Genomic DNA, 16,811 nt, shown 5'->3' with positions numbered 1-16,811 from the left:
ATAATGCCTCACGCTTTTATTATTTTTCAACCATCTCTTGTAGTATTTTTTTATTAATTTTTCCGACGTGTGTTTTAGGCAATTCTTTTAGCTCAATTACTTTTTTGGGGATTTTATATGATCCAAGAAACTTTTTACAGTGCATGGTAATGTCGTCACAATCGAAAGGGTATCCGTCTGCCATGATGATAAATGCAACGATGATTTCACCCCATATGTCATCCTTTACCCCGACGACAGCCACCTCTTTGACCCCATCAAACAGCACGAGGCTTTGTTCAACTTCCTGTGGATAAACGTTTTCTCCACCTGTAATAATAGTATCTTTTTTTCTTCCGACAATATAGGTGTAGCCATCACTGTCGCATTTGGCAAGGTCACCCGTACGCAGCCATCCCTCAACTAACGTTTCAGCCGTTGCTGTTGGATTCCGCCAATAATAACTGAAAACATGGGGTCCTTTTATAAATAATTCCCCGACTTCATCTATACCACAAGGTTTCATCTCTTCATTCAATACTTTTGTGGAATTGAATAGCATGCTCTTACCAACAGATCCTATTTTCAGACAAGCTTCTTCGCTTCGGATGTAAAAATTATTTGGGCCTGCTTCCGTAAGTCCGTACCCTTCTTTGAATTTTAATCCTTTCTCATGAAATGCATGATAAATCGTCTGTGGGCAAGGAGCACCGCCAGATAAAAACACTTTCATAGTAGGAAAAGAAGACTGTCGGAAATAGTGTGTGAGAATCATAGACTGATACATCGTCGGCACGAAAAGTGAAATTGTTGCAGCGTATGTATCAGTTGCGCTCAAGGCTTCCTCTGCATCGAATGAGTTACCGACAATTACCGTGCCGCCAGCCATGAGAATAGGTATGCTAAGTGCATTCATGCCTCCGGTGTGAAAAAGTGGCATATAATTTATCGTTATATCCTCTTCTGTTAATCCCCAGCTGACAATAGTGTTCAGCGCATTCCAATTGACAGCGTCAGCTGAAAGGACGACTCCTTTTGAAACCCCTGTTGTCCCTCCTGTATAGATCATCATCCATGGGTCTTCACCTATCAGTTGTTCTACCTTGAAATCTTGATAGTCTACAGTGTTAATCGAAATTAGTGGCACTGAATTAGGAAAACGCATTTCATCAATTACCGTTTTAAACTGCTCATGGTACAGAAGTATTGAGGGGGAGCAATCAGTAAGCAGAGTGACGAGTTCAAAACGACTAAGCCGCCAATTTAGTGGGACATACAGTAAACCTGTCATTTCACATGCAAATAGAATGGCGAACAACTCTGAGCTATTCGGCGCAATAATTGCGATACGTTCCCCTTTTTTATATCCTTGTCTTTTGAAATAAGATGCCCAATGAACTATTCGCTGTTGAAGCATTGCGTACGTCCAGCTATCTCCAGTATGGACGTCTACTAGTGCAGTCCGATTAGGAGAAAGAGCGGCTCTTTTCATGATCCATCCACGGTTTGTGAACATACGTCTCCGCCCCCTTCATTTTTTACATCATAATACCGCCGTCGACATGCAAGATATGACCGTGTATATAATCGGATTCTTCGCTTGCAAGAAATAGATAGGCATTCGCAATATCACGAGGTTTGCCTAGTCGACGCAATGATGTGGAGGCCTTCATTTCATCAAGAACCTTTTCCGGCATCTTACTGACCATTGCAGTCGCAGTGAAACCGGGGGCAACGGCGTTGACATTAATGCCTTTTCTCCCGAACTCCTTGGCCCAAGTTTTGGTCATTCCAACAATTGCCGCCTTTGTAGCGGCATAATTTGTTTGCCCGAAGTTACCATAGATACCACTCACCGAAGATGTATTAATGATTTTTCCTGATTGATTTGTGATCATATGCGGGATAACAGCTTGTGTGCAATTAAAAACACCTGTCAAGTTAACGTCAAGTACACGTTGGAAATCTTCCAGCTCCATTTTGACAAGTGTCGCGTCTCGTGTAATGCCGGCGTTATTGACCAATATATCAATCTGACCAAAGCGTTCTAGCGTATTTTCTACCAATTGTGTCACACTCGTGCGATTTACGACGTCGACTGGTAGAAAGGTCACGTCTAGACCTTTTACTGTAAATTCCGCTTCACGTTCTACTCCAATTGTCTCATCAAAATCCGCCATTATAACGTGTGCTCCTTCTTGCGCAAAACGTTCACATGCTGCTAGCCCGATCCCGTTTGCTCCACCTGTAATGATAGCTGTTTTTCCATCTAATCTCATGTAGTCATCTCCCACTCCAAAAATTTTTCAATCGTTTCCTTCAGGTTCTCCAAATCATCAATTAGCGGCGAATGGCCCACGTTGTCCAACTGGATATACGTCGCGTTATCCCCAAGGTCCTCTTCAATCTCACGAGTCATCTGTTCCGTCACAACAAAGTCTCGATTTCCTCTTAAAATGAGTACTGGAATTGTTAGGTCTTTTGCTTGATTTGTTCCCTCATGTAAACCGTTATGATGACCGCTAATATTAAATGTGTTCAATGCATGATAGACATCTGCCAGGTTTTGTTGTGTTAGCATATCATCGACATACTGTTCATATTTTTCTTCGTCTGGTTTGTTATGTGTATAAATTAATGCGTTCCAAACCGCTTTCAAGCCTTCACGGTTGTTGGTGTCATATAAGTGTTGAATTGCTACTGTTTTACCTACGTCTTGTGCGACTTCTTCTATGGTCACTAAACGCCGCCTTAAGTCTGGACTGCCGTCTCTCTTTGTCCCGAAAAATGGGTAACCCCGGGTAGAGGCGGAGGCAAGCAGGACGAGTTTATCGCAATATCCGGGATAGTCCGCTTCAAATTGCATACAGACTGCTCCACCCGTCGACCAGCCAACCAATGAGAAGTCTTTCAATTCAAGCGCATCGACAAAGCCTTTCAAGTCATCTGAAAAATCTTTAATACTTGTAACTCGGTTGGTATAAGAAGATTCACCGAATCCACGAAGGTCCAGTGCATAGACTTTGTACTTCTCGTCTAACACATCCATGAGAATATCCCAATGCTTTGACGAAGTCATATTTCCATGCACAAGAATGACTATCTTTTCACCGCCAGGTCTTTCCCGAAAAGCAATTTGTTCATTATTTAGAAGTGTAACCTTTTGGAGTTCCATGCACTTCACCCCTTTACTGTTTTCCCCATTTTACAGTGACTGCTCCCCAAGCGTATCCGATTCCTGCACTAACAAGAACAGCAATATCCCCATCTGTCAATTTGCCTTCTTGTTCAGCTAGTTCGAGTGATAGGATTTGGTCTATTTGCCCAATATGGCCATATTCGTGTAAATAGATTGAGTCATCTTCATGTATACCTAGTTCTTTTATAATGAAGTCATGAGCGGATTTTTTCATATGCAATATAGCTAAGTAGCCGATTTGGTCTTCCGAATAGCCACTCTTTTCAAGTGAAGTACGAATCACTTTCAGGAAGTTTTGCATCGACTTTTTTTCGAGACGTGCTTTCATTCCAACCGGATCGAGTACATCAAGACGATAGAGACCGTTTTGTAAGTCTTCGGGCGTCAAAGGCGTTTTTGTTCCTCCAATCGGTACAACAACATCTTCCGAAAAGGAACCATCTGTCATAATGTCCGATTCCAAAATAACGTTTTCAAGATGGTTCCTTTTTAATATCATTGCAGCACCCCCAGCACCAAGGTTAAACATGAAACGTGTGCGTCTATTCGAATAATCGATAAAATCACTATTTCGATATCCACCAGCTAAAAGGACCATCTCGATGGAGGGATCGGCTTCCATCATACTTTTCGCGATTTTCATAGCTGTAATGGTTGTTCCGCAACGTTGTGCTACATCGAAACCCCATGCATGATAAGCGCCAATCTCCTCTTGAATTTTAATTGCTGCGGTCCATAGTGGGTATTCTTTATGCTCTTCCCCGATATAAATGATCAAATCGATGTGTTTTGGATCAATATTACCTTTCCTTAATGCTTCTTGTGCAGCCCAAATTCCCATCGCGACTGTATGATCATTCGCTCCTGGGATCGACTTTTGCGTGATTCCCATTTTCTTTTTGACTATATCGACGGGCAATCCAGATTGGTCTGAGATTTCTTCGGCAGTCATTTTAGTTTCAGGAATATACACACCTATACTGACGATTCCAACGACCATCACAAGACCTCCTTTTTGCCTGCGTTTATTGTAGTTTGTGACTTGCGTGTATTACGCTTCCATAGTTTTTCGCGTATCGTACCGACAACACCTCTCGGGAAAAAGATGACCGCAATTATATAGACGATTCCGAAGAAAATAATCCATCTTTCGAAAATCGGATAGTCTTTTGCAAGTCCCGATAAATAGTGTTGTGTCAATTCGATAATTCCTGCTCCAAGAATTGGCCCTATAAGTGTTCCAACGCCACCGATAATCGTCATAAGAAGGGCATCAAGCGTTATATCCATTGTGAGAACACTTGTATTTACGAAACGAAGTGATATTGCATAGAACGAGCCTGCAAGACTTGCAACGACACCTGCAACTACAGAAGCGATTACTTTATAATGTAACGTATTGAATCCGAGTGACTTCGTTCGCTGTTCGTTTTCTCTAACGGCGACGAGGACCCTGCCAAGTGGAGAATTGACAAATCTCCGCAAGAAAATATAAACGAGAACTAGAAATAGCAACACAACAAAGTAAAACATCATTCGATCTTTGAAAAAATCGGGCGCTTTAAACGTGAAACCATCATTGCCATGGGTCACGGTTCGCCACTTTTCCGCTAGGACTAGAAATAATCCAGAAACGGCCAATGTAAGCATCGCAAAGAAATGACTTTTCAAGCGTAATGTCAATAATCCAATAAAAAAACTAACGATACCCGCTAGAATCATACCTGCAGCAACCGATAGGATAAATACGCCCATTGTTGGCTCAATATTTTTCAGCATAACAGCTGTCGTGTATGCACCCATTCCAAAAAACATTGCATGACCAAACGAAACGATACCTGTATACCCGAGTAAGATGTCATAACTCATAGCTAGAATTGAGAAGATGAAGATTTGAGTCAGCAAAATCGTCCACGTTCTCGATTCAGACACGAATGGGAAGGCTACAAGAGCTAAGACAATGATTACGAGAAATAGGTTGTTCCACTGATATTTTCTCTTCATGCCGTCACCCCTTTGCTGTGAAAAGACCTTGCGGACGGAATATTAATACAATCGCCATTAGGATCATATTAACCGCAAGTGATAAAGCCGGTACGTAATACGCCATATAACTTCCCGCGAGTCCGACAAGAATAGCGGCAAGGAGTGAACCTGGAAAACTTCCCATACCACCGATAACAACGACGATGAACGCCAAAATTGCGAATTCCATCCCCATTTCCGCATAGATAACACCTGAATAAGGAGCCATCAGCGCACCGCCGAGTGCAGCAAGTGCCGCACCAGTCATAAAGACGAAGAGGAATACACGTTTAATGTTAATGCCGAGTGCTTGCACCATGTCTTTATTGAGAACGCCTGCACGTACGATAAGTCCGATTTTTGTTTTCTTCAATATGAATTGAAATGCACCAAAGATAAGGAAACCAACTAGGATTATGAATATACGGTATTTAATTAGAAGGATATCTCCGAATTCCCAACTACCTGCCAAATAAGGAGGTACCTTTGCGGCAATCTGGTTCGGTCCAAAGACAACTTTCAACATTTCAGTAAGAACAAGCATGAAGCCCAGAGTAATGAGTATTTGCTGGACATGGTTGCCATAAACGGGTGTAATGATAATCTTTTCAGTAATAAAACCAAGAACGATTCCCGTAGCAATTGCACCTAAAATACCAATGAAAAAACTTCCGGTAATTCCATAAAACCAGACACTGGAAAACGCTCCCCACGCAAACAAGCCACCATGTGCAAAATTGAGGACGCTCATTAATCCGAAAATCAATGTTAGTCCGGAGGCTAGAAGAAAGATAAGCATGCCCGTTGCCAAGCCATTGACCGTCAAGTTAATTAGCAATTCCACCGCATAGCCCCCTTATCCTATTCCTAAATATTTCCTTTTTACTTCTTCGTTATGGACGAGCTCTTTCATCAGACCGGAATGGACTGTTTTTCCGTCGTCTATGAGTGTGTATGTATCTCCGATGCGACTCGCCATCATGAAATTTTGCTCGACAAGGATAATCGTCGTACTTTTTTTCATTTCTGTAATGGCTTCCATCACTTTTTCAATAACAATCGGTGCCAACCCTTTGGAAGGTTCATCTATTAGTAGCAACTTGCTGTCATTAACGAAAGCTCTTGCCATCGCGAGCATTTGTTTTTGACCACCGGATAAATGCCCTCCATCCTTTTTCCAAAAGGTTTTTAAATCAGGGAAAAGCTTCAGAACATATTCCTGCCTTTCTAAAGCTGCATCATCTTCCTTTTTCATCGCAACTTTGATGTTTTCCTCTACTGTCAAATCTCCGAAAATGCCTTGGTCCTCTGGAACGTAACCAATACCTAGATTTGCAATTTCAAACGTCGCTTTTTTTGTTATGTTTTTTCCATTAAATGTGACTGAGCCCTTTGAAGCTTGCGTTAGTCCCATTATTGTTTTTAACGTAGTCGTTTTACCAGCACCGTTTCGGCCGAGCAATACACTGACTTCCCCCACCGGAGCTTCAAACGAAATACCTTGAAGGATGTGGTATTGTCCGATGTACGTGTGAATCTCTTCAACCTTCAGTAAGGGGTTCATCGTAAAGCCCTCCCAAGTAAGCATTTTGGACCTGTTCGTTATCCATAATTTCCTGCGGACTCCCATCTGCCAATAGCTTGCCGTTAAATAGCACCATAATGGAATCGGAAAGATCGAGAATCATATCCATTTTATGTTCGATTAGTAAAATCGTTTTCTGACCGGTGCCTTTTATTTGACGGATAACATCCAAAATTGCAGGTACTTCTTCCAAAGACATACCGGCGGTCGGTTCATCAAGAAGAAGCACTTCAGTGTCTAGTGCGAGTAGCATGGCTATCTCCAACTTACGCTTTTCGCCGTGGGACAGTTGGCTCGCAATCGCATATTCTTTTCCAGTTAAGAGGACAAGATGTAACAGCTCGTATGCTTTTTCAGTTAATTGCGGATAACTGGTGAAGTGGCGCAACAACTGATACCTTATTTTCTCCTTCGATTGAACCGCGAGGCGAACATTTTCCAAAACCGTCAAGTTTGGAAAAACGTTTGTAATTTGGAAAGAACGGCCGAGCCCTTTCCGTGTTCTTGAAACCGCGGATGATTTAGACAGAGGTTCGCCTTTGTAATAAACCTCTCCTTCGGTCGCTTTCAATTCCCCGCTAATCAAATTGAAAAACGTCGTTTTCCCTGCACCATTTGGACCAATAATTGACTTGAAATGATTTGCAGGCATTTCAAAATTCACATGGTCTATAGCTATATGACCACCGAAACGAATCGTCAAATTTTCCGTTCTTAGAATCGGCTCCATACATTTAGCCCCCTTTCATCTGTCCCTCTCCACCAGATGAAACTCGTTCATCTGGTGGAGAGGGACAGATCCGTTTAACTGGACTGTCCCGTTTATTTTATTTATCGTTCATAATTGGTGGCTCGGTTTCATCCGGAGAAAGTTCTCGGATTAGAACAGGTACTGGATAATCAATTCCCTCTTGCTTTTCAAGTTTTATGGAATAGAGTGTTTGCAATGCTTGATGGTCTTCTTCTCTAAATGTCATTGTTCCTTTTGGCGTTTCGAATGACATACCTTCCATCAGTCCAATCAACTTTTCACCATCAGCGTCTCCACTGGATTTTTTCAATGCTTCAACGATTGCAATGGCCGCTGACATCCCTCCAGGCGTAAATAAGTCAGGAACTTCACCGTTGAACCGTTCTTTATGTTCTTTGACTAGCCAGTCGTTCACTTCATTATTCGGAAGCGTGTGATAGTAAACTGTGAAACCCTCCATGCCTACAAGCGGTTCCATAATCGAAAGTGCGGCAATGTCAGGTGCACCTGTTGAAATCTTGATGCCTTTTTCCTGCATCTTCAAATCGGAAATCTGATTCCACGGGGAGTTTGCGCCTGCCCAGACGACAAACATGTAATCCGGTTTTGCTCCAACAATTTTTTGCAAATTGGATGTGAAATCTGTTGCTGCGGGATCTGCAAATTCTTCAATAATCACTTCAGCTCCTAGGTCTTCAGCAGCCTTTTTGAAAGCGGCTACTCCGTCCCAGCCGAATGAATAATCTGGAGCGAATGTTGCAATTTTGACGCCTGGTTTTGCAATGGCGGCAGCACCAGCTACAGCATCTTGAGAAGAGTTACGAGCCGTTCTAAAAATGAACGGATTGAATTCAGAACCTGTAATACTATCTGCAACAGCAGGTTCGACAATCATGATTTTTTCGTATTCTTCTGCAAGAGGTAAAACAGCGAGTGTATCTCCTGAACTCGAAGATCCAACAAGGAAGTCCACTTCATCATCCTCTAGCAATTTAGTTGCCTTTTGTACAGCAACTTCAGGTTTCGTTTCCGTATCTTCAAAAACAACTTCAATTTTCTTACCTGCTACTTCCATCGTGCCATCCGTCGCGTACTCTAACCCAAGTTCAAAGCCACGCTGTGTCTGCTTCCCATATGACTCTAGTGCACCCGTTAACGAGGCAAGCACTCCTACTTTGATGGTTCCAACTTCCTCTACTTTTTTATCGCCTTCGTCATCCGGTGTGTCCGTTGTACCCGTTGAACTACCGCCGTCCTTGCTACAAGCCGAACTAAAAACCAACATAAGGGCAAGTAATGAAACCAACCAAGTTCTCCTTTTCATGAATAAACCCCTTTCTCTTATCGTTTGTAAACGCTTTCTAACTAACTATTACTCTACAAAATGGCAGTTACAAACCAGTTACAGGAACAAAAGCGGAAGCACCTGGTCAAAGTCAACAAGTATAAGACAAAAAAAAGGGATCGCCCACTTAAAGGACGTCCCCCTACAATTCATTCATAATCATCCTGTACATCTGTTCTGTCGTCTCCATCGGCTCGATATCCAGTTCATCCTTCAGAACCACCCTACATTTTTTATACCACTTAATGGATTGTGATCTATTTTGGAGCTGGTAATGGGCAAACATGAGGAGTCTGTATGCTTCTTCCCATGTTTCATCAATACGCAGCAGTTTTTCTGCCCAGTATACAGTTTTACCGAAATCACGGAGCCGTGTATATGTTTGTGCGATTCGCTCAATCACATTGATATAGCGCTGTTCCGCCTGTTCACGTTCATCAGAAATCCAACCAATCGTTAGCTTCTCTTCGAATAACGGACCTTTATAGAGCGCGGCCGCTTTTAATAGTTGTTCAATAGCAATTAAAGGAAAACGTTCCGATACGCCGATTTCTGCGTATTTTCGAAATTTATCCAAGTCCGTTCTGATTTCCGCATCTGGATTCAATCGATACATCGTCTGTTTACGAACGATAAAATAGGGATTTCCCCTTGCGCTACGATGCGGCTCCAACACTTTCAACAATGCATTCAACGCCACTTTGAAGTCTCTATCTGCACTTTTTTCATCAGATGTATCCCAAAGTTCACGCATGATTTCTTCTTTCGTGACAAATCTTTCCCGATTCAAAAGTAAGTAAACAAAAAGTTCTTTGGCCTTATCTCTTTGCCAATTACGGTCGTTTACTTCCTCGATTCCTAGATGAAGATTAAACGGACCCAATAACCAAACTTCGATTTTGTATCCCGGGTGATTTGAAACGTCTGTTAAATTCAAGTGGCGAAGGATTTGTTGAATTTCATCATGATTGCTGCATTCACTTCCGGCCTTAATAAAGAGAGGATAAATCGATTGCCTATCAAAAGGCGAAAAGAGTGTTTCGCTCATCAAGAAAAAGAGATAGTTAGAGTTTATGCAAAGCTCGGAAAATGATTTTGCTTGCTCTGAAAATCGGTCATCATCTTCCGTTTTATCATATATACACATGAGCCAAAACGATGTAACCATCTCGCCGTAAGTGTCTCCACATTCCTTAAAAAGGCGATTCGCGATGATTGAATGCTCCAGCGACTCCTTATAATTGCCGGCGTAATAATGAACAATAGAAAGTCCAATTCGAATAAGGCTTGAAAGCCAACTGTCGTAAACTTTTTCAGTCTCGCGCAGGCCTGCATCTCCAAAACGAATCGCTTCCGCAAATAAGCCTTGCCGAGCTTTTATTAAAGATAGTCCTAAATATGGTTCCGCTTTCCCTCTTGATACTCGGAGCTCATCCATTCCATGTATAGCTTGCATATAATGGTGCTCAGGTATGTGCAATTCAGAGGAATCATGGATTGTGGTTGCATGCCCCATCCGGATTCGACCAACAGCTTCAACAAAACCAGATTTCCCCCTTTCTCCAACCTCAATGCCTTTTGACGCACTATCCATGGCCAACTTAGCTTGACCCATCAAAGAATAAATTAGGGATAAAAGTACGTCTGTTTCTCTATGTGAATCTGGCAAGAACGAATCGTCTGTAATTCGGTCTGTAAGAATCGCTTCGGCTTCCCTTAACTTTCCGGTTCGCAGTAAAATCCTTGCGTCCAGATTTCCTTCACGAAGAACTTTTTCATCTATTTCTTCATTTTCCACCCAAATTGCAGCATCTACAGCTTTCCCTAGATTTACAAGATTCTCCGCGAATTGCCGTTTTAACCTTTCCATATCGTTAAAATTTGTCTTTACACTTCTTTGGCCGAAAGAAATAGCCTCGCGTAAATAAGGCTCTGCCAGTCCGGGCTGGATTGTGTCCAAATAAATATGAGCAATTCCGGCATTTGCCCGACTTTGGTAATGAGCGTCATCATTTACTTTAGCTAGTTGCAGACAAGCCTCGTAAGCCTGTCTTGCCTTTTCATAGAACGCGCGATATCGATGGGCTTCTCCTTCATAATAATGAAGAGTATAATAAGAATCTCGCAATGTTTTCGGAAGTTCTTTAATCGTATCAAGAAGCCAGTCGAACTGACCTAGTTTCACTAATGCGATACCTGTGTCTGCTAATTTTTGAGCAATAAATAAATCATCTCTGCTTTTAATGGCATGGTGAATAGCCTGGACAGGATTATTTTCTGAACTGTAATAGTCCGCTGCTTTTTTTTGTAAGAATATAAAACGATTGGAATCCAGCGGCTCCCATTTTGCTTCAAGAAATTGTTGAAATAAAGCATGGTAACGATATGTGCCATCTTCTCCTAAAGATTGTATAAAGACATGTTGCCCGGCAAGTTCTTGAAGTACTGAAGCCGCCTCTGCTCCGTAAAATTCTTTTACTAGAAGCTCGGAAAAAACAGGAAAAATGGAAAACGCCAAAAGCCATTCTCTATGTTCTAATGCCATATTTTTAAATACTTCTTCCGATAAATAAGAAAATAAATCATGCAATGCAAGCTTCATCGCTGTTATGGAAGGGATTTCAGACTCTATCATATGCACCGCCACGAGATTGACCGCTATCGCCCATCCCTCAGTTAATTGGACGATGTTTTCCGTTTCTTCTTCCGTTAACACTTTGTTATAATAATCCTCGTAGAATACCGCAATTTCTTCATCGGAAAAAACGAAATCATTCTCCGTGATTTCACATAGTTGCGCAGTCATTTTTAACTTGATAAGACTTGACCATTTGGGACGGGTCCGAGTTGCGATGATTAGGTGAATATGGGGTGGAAGGAATTCAATGATTTTTTCCATCATATAAGTGATGTGGAAGACATGATCTACATGATGAAAGTCGTCGATGACAATCGAAAACGGTTCACCAATTTCACAAATTTCATTTATAAATAAAGTAAGCCATCTATTAATGTCCTCCTCTTTCGGGTACATCGAAGGGCTTTCCCAATCGTCGAACGAATGACCGAAATTCGGAATTGTACGCTGAATACTGTGAATCAGATAAGTAATAAAAGGTAGTATATCATCATCCTCTTCGGTAACGCTATACCATGAATGAATGGACCGGGTATCTTTGAAGTAAGAAGATAAGCCTGAACTTTTTCCAAATCCTGCTCCACTATGTAATAATGTCAATTTTACTCGTTCGGACGTTTTCATTTTTTTTATGAAGGAAGATCTTCGCATGTATGTTGAGGTTGGAATTGGAGGTATTAATTTTGATTGAAGCACGGGAGTATAGGTCATCAGTTTATCACCTTCCAATTATTTCTTTTCTATAAGTTTAGCATACTAATGTTCTGAATTGGGTGATAGTTATTGTCGGATTGAATCATAATTCAATAGAAAAAAAGCGTGAAGGCTCAATGCCTCACGCTTTTTTGATTAGATCAAACCGTTCTAACTGTTCGAACAGTCCTTCTTTTAGTAAAATGTCCCGTTCATGCTTACCGAACAGGTCAAAATGAGGGTAGTCTTTGCGCATATCAATCCATTCCGGCTTCAAACCATATTGTTTTCCCCATTCAACAAGTTTGTCCATATCTGCACAGCCTGCCTTTGTTACTGTTTTGCATCCCGGAAAGCGTTCATCGAGCCAGTAATGGGTTAAAAACGCCATTTCTCCTTCGCTGACTGCTTTTTTCCATGCCTGTAGTTCAGCTCGTCTAATTCCAAATGCCATTAGTCTTTGCACCGCTTAATTTCTGTATATAAAGCATCCCACTCTGGAGCGATTTTCTTTAAGGAAACTGGACGGAATGATTCTTTTTTCACGACGACATGTTCGGATTTTGCTGTTGCTGAAATTGTACCGTCTTCATGAAGGATTTCATAGCCGTAGGTCGTACGCAACCTTCCGTGTGACTCTACCCACGTCCGCACAGTCGCTTTTTGACCGTATTTCATCGCCGCCTTATATTGGATGGATAAGTCCGTCACTGGCGATAAGAAGCCGTCCGCCTCAAGTTGTGCGTATGTATAGCCCAAGTCCTCAATTAGTTTCGTGCGTCCGATTTCCATCCATACTAAATAGTTCGCATGATAGACGATCCCCATCTGATCCGTCTCGGCATATCTGATTTCAATCTCTTTTTCACTGATAAACATTACCATCACCTCACTACCTATTATACAAAAGCAATTCTGAAAAAGCTGTCCCGAGGTTGCAATAATTTCACAACAAAAAAGGTGCCCGAATAAATCGGACACCTTCTTAGTTATTGAAATTAGTTCGCTTTCATTTTATCACGAAGAACCATTTGTAGGATTCCGCCGTGACGGTAGTAATCAACTTCAACATCAGAGTCGAAACGTGCTAGTACGTCGAATTCTTTGACAGAACCATTTTTCGCTGTTGCTGTCACTTTCAGAATATCGCGTGGTTTAACGCCTTCTGCGATGTTAACGCTGATTTCCTCTTCACCAGTAAGACCAAGTGTTTCAGCACTTTCGCCTTTCATGAATTGAAGTGGTAGAACGCCCATCATAACAAGGTTTGAACGGTGAATACGTTCGTAGCTTTCAGCGATAACTGTACGGATACCAAGAAGTGAAGTACCTTTTGCAGCCCAGTCACGTGAAGAACCCATTCCGTAGTCTTTACCTGTGATGATAGCAAGTCCTGTGCCTTCTTCTTGATACTTCATAGCAGCATCATAGATTGGCATAATTTCTTTTGTAGGCCAGTAAGTCGTAAATCCGCCTTCTGTTCCTTTAGCAATCTGGTTACGAATACGGATGTTAGCGAATGTACCACGCATCATCACTTCATGGTTACCACGGCGTGAACCGTAAGAGTTGAAGAAACGAGGGCTTACGCCATTTTCAATCAAGTATTTACCAGCTGGCGTATCTTTACCGATTGCGCCTGCAGGTGAAATGTGATCCGTCGTAATTGAATCGCCAAATTTACCAATGACACGAAGCCCTGAAAGTGCTTGAATGTCAGCTGGCTCTGTTGCCAGACCTTCAAAGAACGGTGGATTTTGGATGTAAGTTGAGTTTTCATCAAAATCATATAGTGAATCATCAGTTGTTTCAATTGCATTCCACGCTTCGTTCTCAGTGAATACACGCGCATATTCTTTACGGAATAATTCAGGCGTAACTGTTGCTTTAACAACTGCTTGAATTTCTTCCGTAGTTGGCCAAATATCTTTGAAGAAGACATCAAAGCCGTCTTTGTCCTTACCAATTGGATCTTTATCGAAGTCGATATCGACTGTTCCAGCAAGTGCATAAGCAACAACAAGTGGCGGTGAAGCCAAGTAGTTTGCTTTCACAAGTGGGTGAATACGTCCTTCAAAGTTACGGTTACCAGAAAGTACGGATGACATTAGCATATCGTTTCCAGTAATTGCTTTTTCAATTTCAGGTAGTAGTGGCCCAGAGTTACCGATACATGTTGTACAACCGTACCCAACAGTATTAAATCCAATTTGATCCAAGAATACATTAAGACCTGAATCTTCCAGATAGCCTGTAACGACTTTTGAACCTGGTGCAAGTGATGTTTTCACATAAGCAGGAGGTGTAAGCCCTTTTTCAACTGCTTTTTTCGCAACAAGTCCAGCACCTAACATAACATATGGGTTAGAAGTGTTTGTACATGAAGTGATTGCTGCGATTGCAAGGTCACCAGTTTTGATTTCGACAGAACGTCCGTCTGCGAATTCGATAGTAGCTGTTTTCTTCAACTCTTTTGGTGATAGACCAAAACCTTGGTTCCCTTCAGGTGCAACAACTGCTTCGTTGAATGAGCTTTGCATTTCTGTAAGAGGAATCAAATCTTGTGGACGTTTCGGTCCAGCAAGGTTAGCAGCAATACCAGAAAGGTCGATTTCTACAACATCAGTGTAAGTAGGTTCTTCATTCTCTACAGTGAAGAACATATCATTCTCTACTAGGTATTGTTTAACTACTGCAATGTCGCTCTCTTCACGGCCTGTTAAGCGCATATAATCTAGTGCTTCTTCGTCTACTGGGAAGAATCCACACGTTGCACCGTATTCAGGTGCCATGTTTGCAATTGTTGCACGGTCTGCAAGTGGTAAGTGTGCAACGCCAGGTCCGAAGAACTCGACGAATTTACCAACTACACCGTGTTCACGAAGTGTTTGTGTCACTTTAAGTGCAAGGTCAGTTGCTGTTGTTCCGTTTGGAAGGTGACCAACAAGTTTTACACCAATAACTTCTGGAATCGGGAAGTATGAAGGCTGTCCGAGCATGCCCGCTTCAGCTTCAATACCACCGACACCCCATCCTAGAACACCTATACCGTTGATCATCGTCGTGTGAGAGTCTGTTCCAACAAGTGTGTCAGGGTATGTTTCAAATGTACCATCTTGGTTTTCAACTGCATGAACAACGTTTGCCAAGTACTCAAGGTTAACTTGGTGGACAATACCTGTTGCTGGTGGAACTGCACGGTAGTTATCGTATGCTTTTTGTGCCCAGCTTAAAAATTGGTAACGTTCTGCGTTGCGTTCAAATTCAAGTTCCATGTTTAAGTTAAGTGCTTCCGCCGTTCCGTAACGGTCAACTTGCACGGAGTGGTCAATAACAAGGTCAACTGGAATTTCAGGGTTGATTTTGTTAGGGTCACCGCCCATAGCTGCCATTGCTGAACGAAGTGATGCAAGGTCAACGACAACAGGTACACCTGTAAAGTCTTGAAGAATAACACGTGACGGTTTGAAAGGTACTTCTGCATCAGCGTCTGCATCTTTCCCCCATTTCGCCAAGTTTTCAACATGATTGTCTTTGATGACATAGCCGTCGTGTTGACGCAGGACGGATTCAAGTAATACTTTAATCGAGTAAGGCAGATTGGAAACTTTAGCGATGCCGGCTTCTTCGAGTGCAGCAAGACGATAAAAGTTATACGTCTTCCCGTTCAGGTCGAATGATGTTCGGCTGTTATGCAAATTGCTTTTTGCCATTGTTGAATTCCTCCTTTTATCTTAAAAAACTGCTGAAAAGGCTGTAAATAAGCGTCTTTTCTCTACTTCATCATATAATACCTACACACATAAGTAAAATACATTAACTTTATAGTCTATCATAAGTTAATGTTATGACCCTTCTTGTCTTGCAAAAACGCTTCATACATGAAAATAGATTCTAGATTCCTCCTCATGAAAATATTGTATGGTTTGTTAAATCCTTCATTTCGCCAAAGTGCAGACGCCCATTGTATGCATGAAATTGACTGTTCGTGTCGATGCTAACTCTTCCTAACATACATACCCTATTTCAATTCTTTTGGAACTCTCTTTGCAAAAAAAATAGCTGGCTGCCGGTGTACTAATATAGGTCCCCCAGGTAGCACTACGTCATTTTAAAAACACGCTTTATGCTATTGTTCTACATTAATTCTCAAAAAAATTGGTAATTTATTTCTTCTTGATGTTTAGGGTATTGTAATAAAGGTTATTACAAATACTGTAGAGGTAATCATAAATCACTAAAAAGGAGATGGACAGTTATGAGTTTCATTTGGTTTTTAATTATTGGTGGTATCATCGGTTGGTTAGCAGGTATGATTTTAGGGAAAGATATCCCAGGCGGAATCATTGGTAATATTATTGCCGGAATCGTCGGCGCATGGATTGGTGGAATGCTTCTAGGGGAATGGGGTCCAAGGGTTTCTGACTTCTATATTGTTCCAGCCATCATCGGAGCACTTATCCTTGTATTCATTGTGAGCCTAATCATGAAATCAATGCGTAAAGCTTCTTAAATCTAAGAAATAGACACTAAAAAGATGGACCCCATTCGTGATGTGCACCCCAAAAGTTAGAGTCAAAATCTAACTTCTGGGGT

General features: G+C 41.7%; 14 protein-coding genes. 1 reads left to right on the top strand and 13 read right to left on the bottom strand.

Translation table 11 applies throughout. The features are described from left to right. Positions 1-19: 19 nt before the first annotated feature. From AC25Y6_RS18535 to acnA, 13 genes are all read right to left on the bottom strand, one after another. Positions 20-1,495: an AMP-binding protein gene (locus AC25Y6_RS18535; protein WP_488144051.1), complete on the bottom strand. Its 1,476-nt coding sequence runs from the start codon at positions 1,493-1,495 to the stop codon at positions 20-22. Positions 1,496-1,517: 22 nt separating this feature from the next. Beyond that, positions 1,518-2,258 (bottom strand): 3-oxoacyl-ACP reductase FabG, encoded by a 741-nt coding sequence (fabG, locus tag AC25Y6_RS18530; protein ID WP_488144050.1) that lies wholly within the window; start codon positions 2,256-2,258, stop codon positions 1,518-1,520. After that, positions 2,255-3,154 carry an intracellular short-chain-length polyhydroxyalkanoate depolymerase gene (phaZ, locus tag AC25Y6_RS18525; protein ID WP_488144049.1) on the bottom strand — a complete coding sequence of 300 codons (900 nt, stop codon included), beginning with the start codon at positions 3,152-3,154 and terminating at the stop codon, positions 2,255-2,257. Before phaZ ends, fabG begins: the two co-directional genes overlap by 4 nt. A gap of 13 nt (positions 3,155-3,167) precedes the next feature. Further along, entirely contained in the window at positions 3,168-4,178 is a 1,011-nt protein-coding gene (locus AC25Y6_RS18520) for a 3-oxoacyl-ACP synthase (protein ID WP_488144048.1), read from the bottom strand. Then, positions 4,178-5,182 (bottom strand): branched-chain amino acid ABC transporter permease, encoded by a 1,005-nt coding sequence (locus tag AC25Y6_RS18515; protein WP_488139617.1) that lies wholly within the window; start codon positions 5,180-5,182, stop codon positions 4,178-4,180. Before AC25Y6_RS18515 ends, AC25Y6_RS18520 begins: the two co-directional genes overlap by 1 nt. A 4-nt stretch (positions 5,183-5,186) precedes the next feature. Continuing rightward, the gene (locus AC25Y6_RS18510) at positions 5,187-6,047 is read right to left on the bottom strand and encodes a branched-chain amino acid ABC transporter permease (RefSeq protein ID WP_488144047.1); all 861 of its coding nucleotides are present in this window, start codon (positions 6,045-6,047) and stop codon (positions 5,187-5,189) included. A gap of 12 nt (positions 6,048-6,059) precedes the next feature. Beyond that, entirely contained in the window at positions 6,060-6,767 is a 708-nt protein-coding gene (locus tag AC25Y6_RS18505) for an ABC transporter ATP-binding protein (RefSeq protein WP_488144046.1), read from the bottom strand. Then, on the bottom strand, positions 6,745-7,518 hold the full coding sequence (locus tag AC25Y6_RS18500) for an ABC transporter ATP-binding protein (RefSeq protein WP_488144045.1): 774 nt from the start codon (positions 7,516-7,518) through the stop codon (positions 6,745-6,747). The genes AC25Y6_RS18505 and AC25Y6_RS18500 overlap by 23 nt, the downstream gene beginning before the upstream one ends. Before the next feature lie 97 nt (positions 7,519-7,615). Further along, positions 7,616-8,863, bottom strand: coding sequence for a substrate-binding domain-containing protein (locus AC25Y6_RS18495; protein ID WP_488144044.1), 1,248 nt, complete (start codon positions 8,861-8,863; stop codon positions 7,616-7,618). A gap of 163 nt (positions 8,864-9,026) precedes the next feature. After that, complete coding sequence (locus AC25Y6_RS18490) at positions 9,027-12,146, bottom strand: AfsR/SARP family transcriptional regulator (protein ID WP_488144043.1); 3,120 nt, start codon at positions 12,144-12,146, stop codon at positions 9,027-9,029. Positions 12,147-12,357: 211 nt separating this feature from the next. After that, on the bottom strand, positions 12,358-12,669 hold the full coding sequence (locus AC25Y6_RS18485; RefSeq protein ID WP_488144042.1) for a hypothetical protein: 312 nt from the start codon (positions 12,667-12,669) through the stop codon (positions 12,358-12,360). Then, a complete protein-coding gene (locus AC25Y6_RS18480; RefSeq protein ID WP_482102550.1) occupies positions 12,669-13,094 on the bottom strand; it encodes an acyl-CoA thioesterase in 426 nt (141 codons plus the stop codon). Before AC25Y6_RS18480 ends, AC25Y6_RS18485 begins: the two co-directional genes overlap by 1 nt. A 119-nt stretch (positions 13,095-13,213) precedes the next feature. Further along, a complete protein-coding gene (acnA, locus tag AC25Y6_RS18475; RefSeq protein ID WP_488144041.1) occupies positions 13,214-15,928 on the bottom strand; it encodes an aconitate hydratase AcnA in 2,715 nt (904 codons plus the stop codon). A gap of 545 nt (positions 15,929-16,473) precedes the next feature. Here acnA and AC25Y6_RS18470 point away from each other — a divergent pair. Beyond that, positions 16,474-16,728: a GlsB/YeaQ/YmgE family stress response membrane protein gene (locus AC25Y6_RS18470; protein ID WP_482102548.1), complete on the top strand. Its 255-nt coding sequence runs from the start codon at positions 16,474-16,476 to the stop codon at positions 16,726-16,728. The last annotated feature ends 83 nt before the right edge of the window (positions 16,729-16,811 follow it).

Source organism: Sporosarcina sp. Y1004, assembly GCF_057669665.1.
The sequence above is the reverse complement of the archived record's forward strand: the minus strand, read 5'-3'. Positions and strand labels throughout refer to the sequence as shown.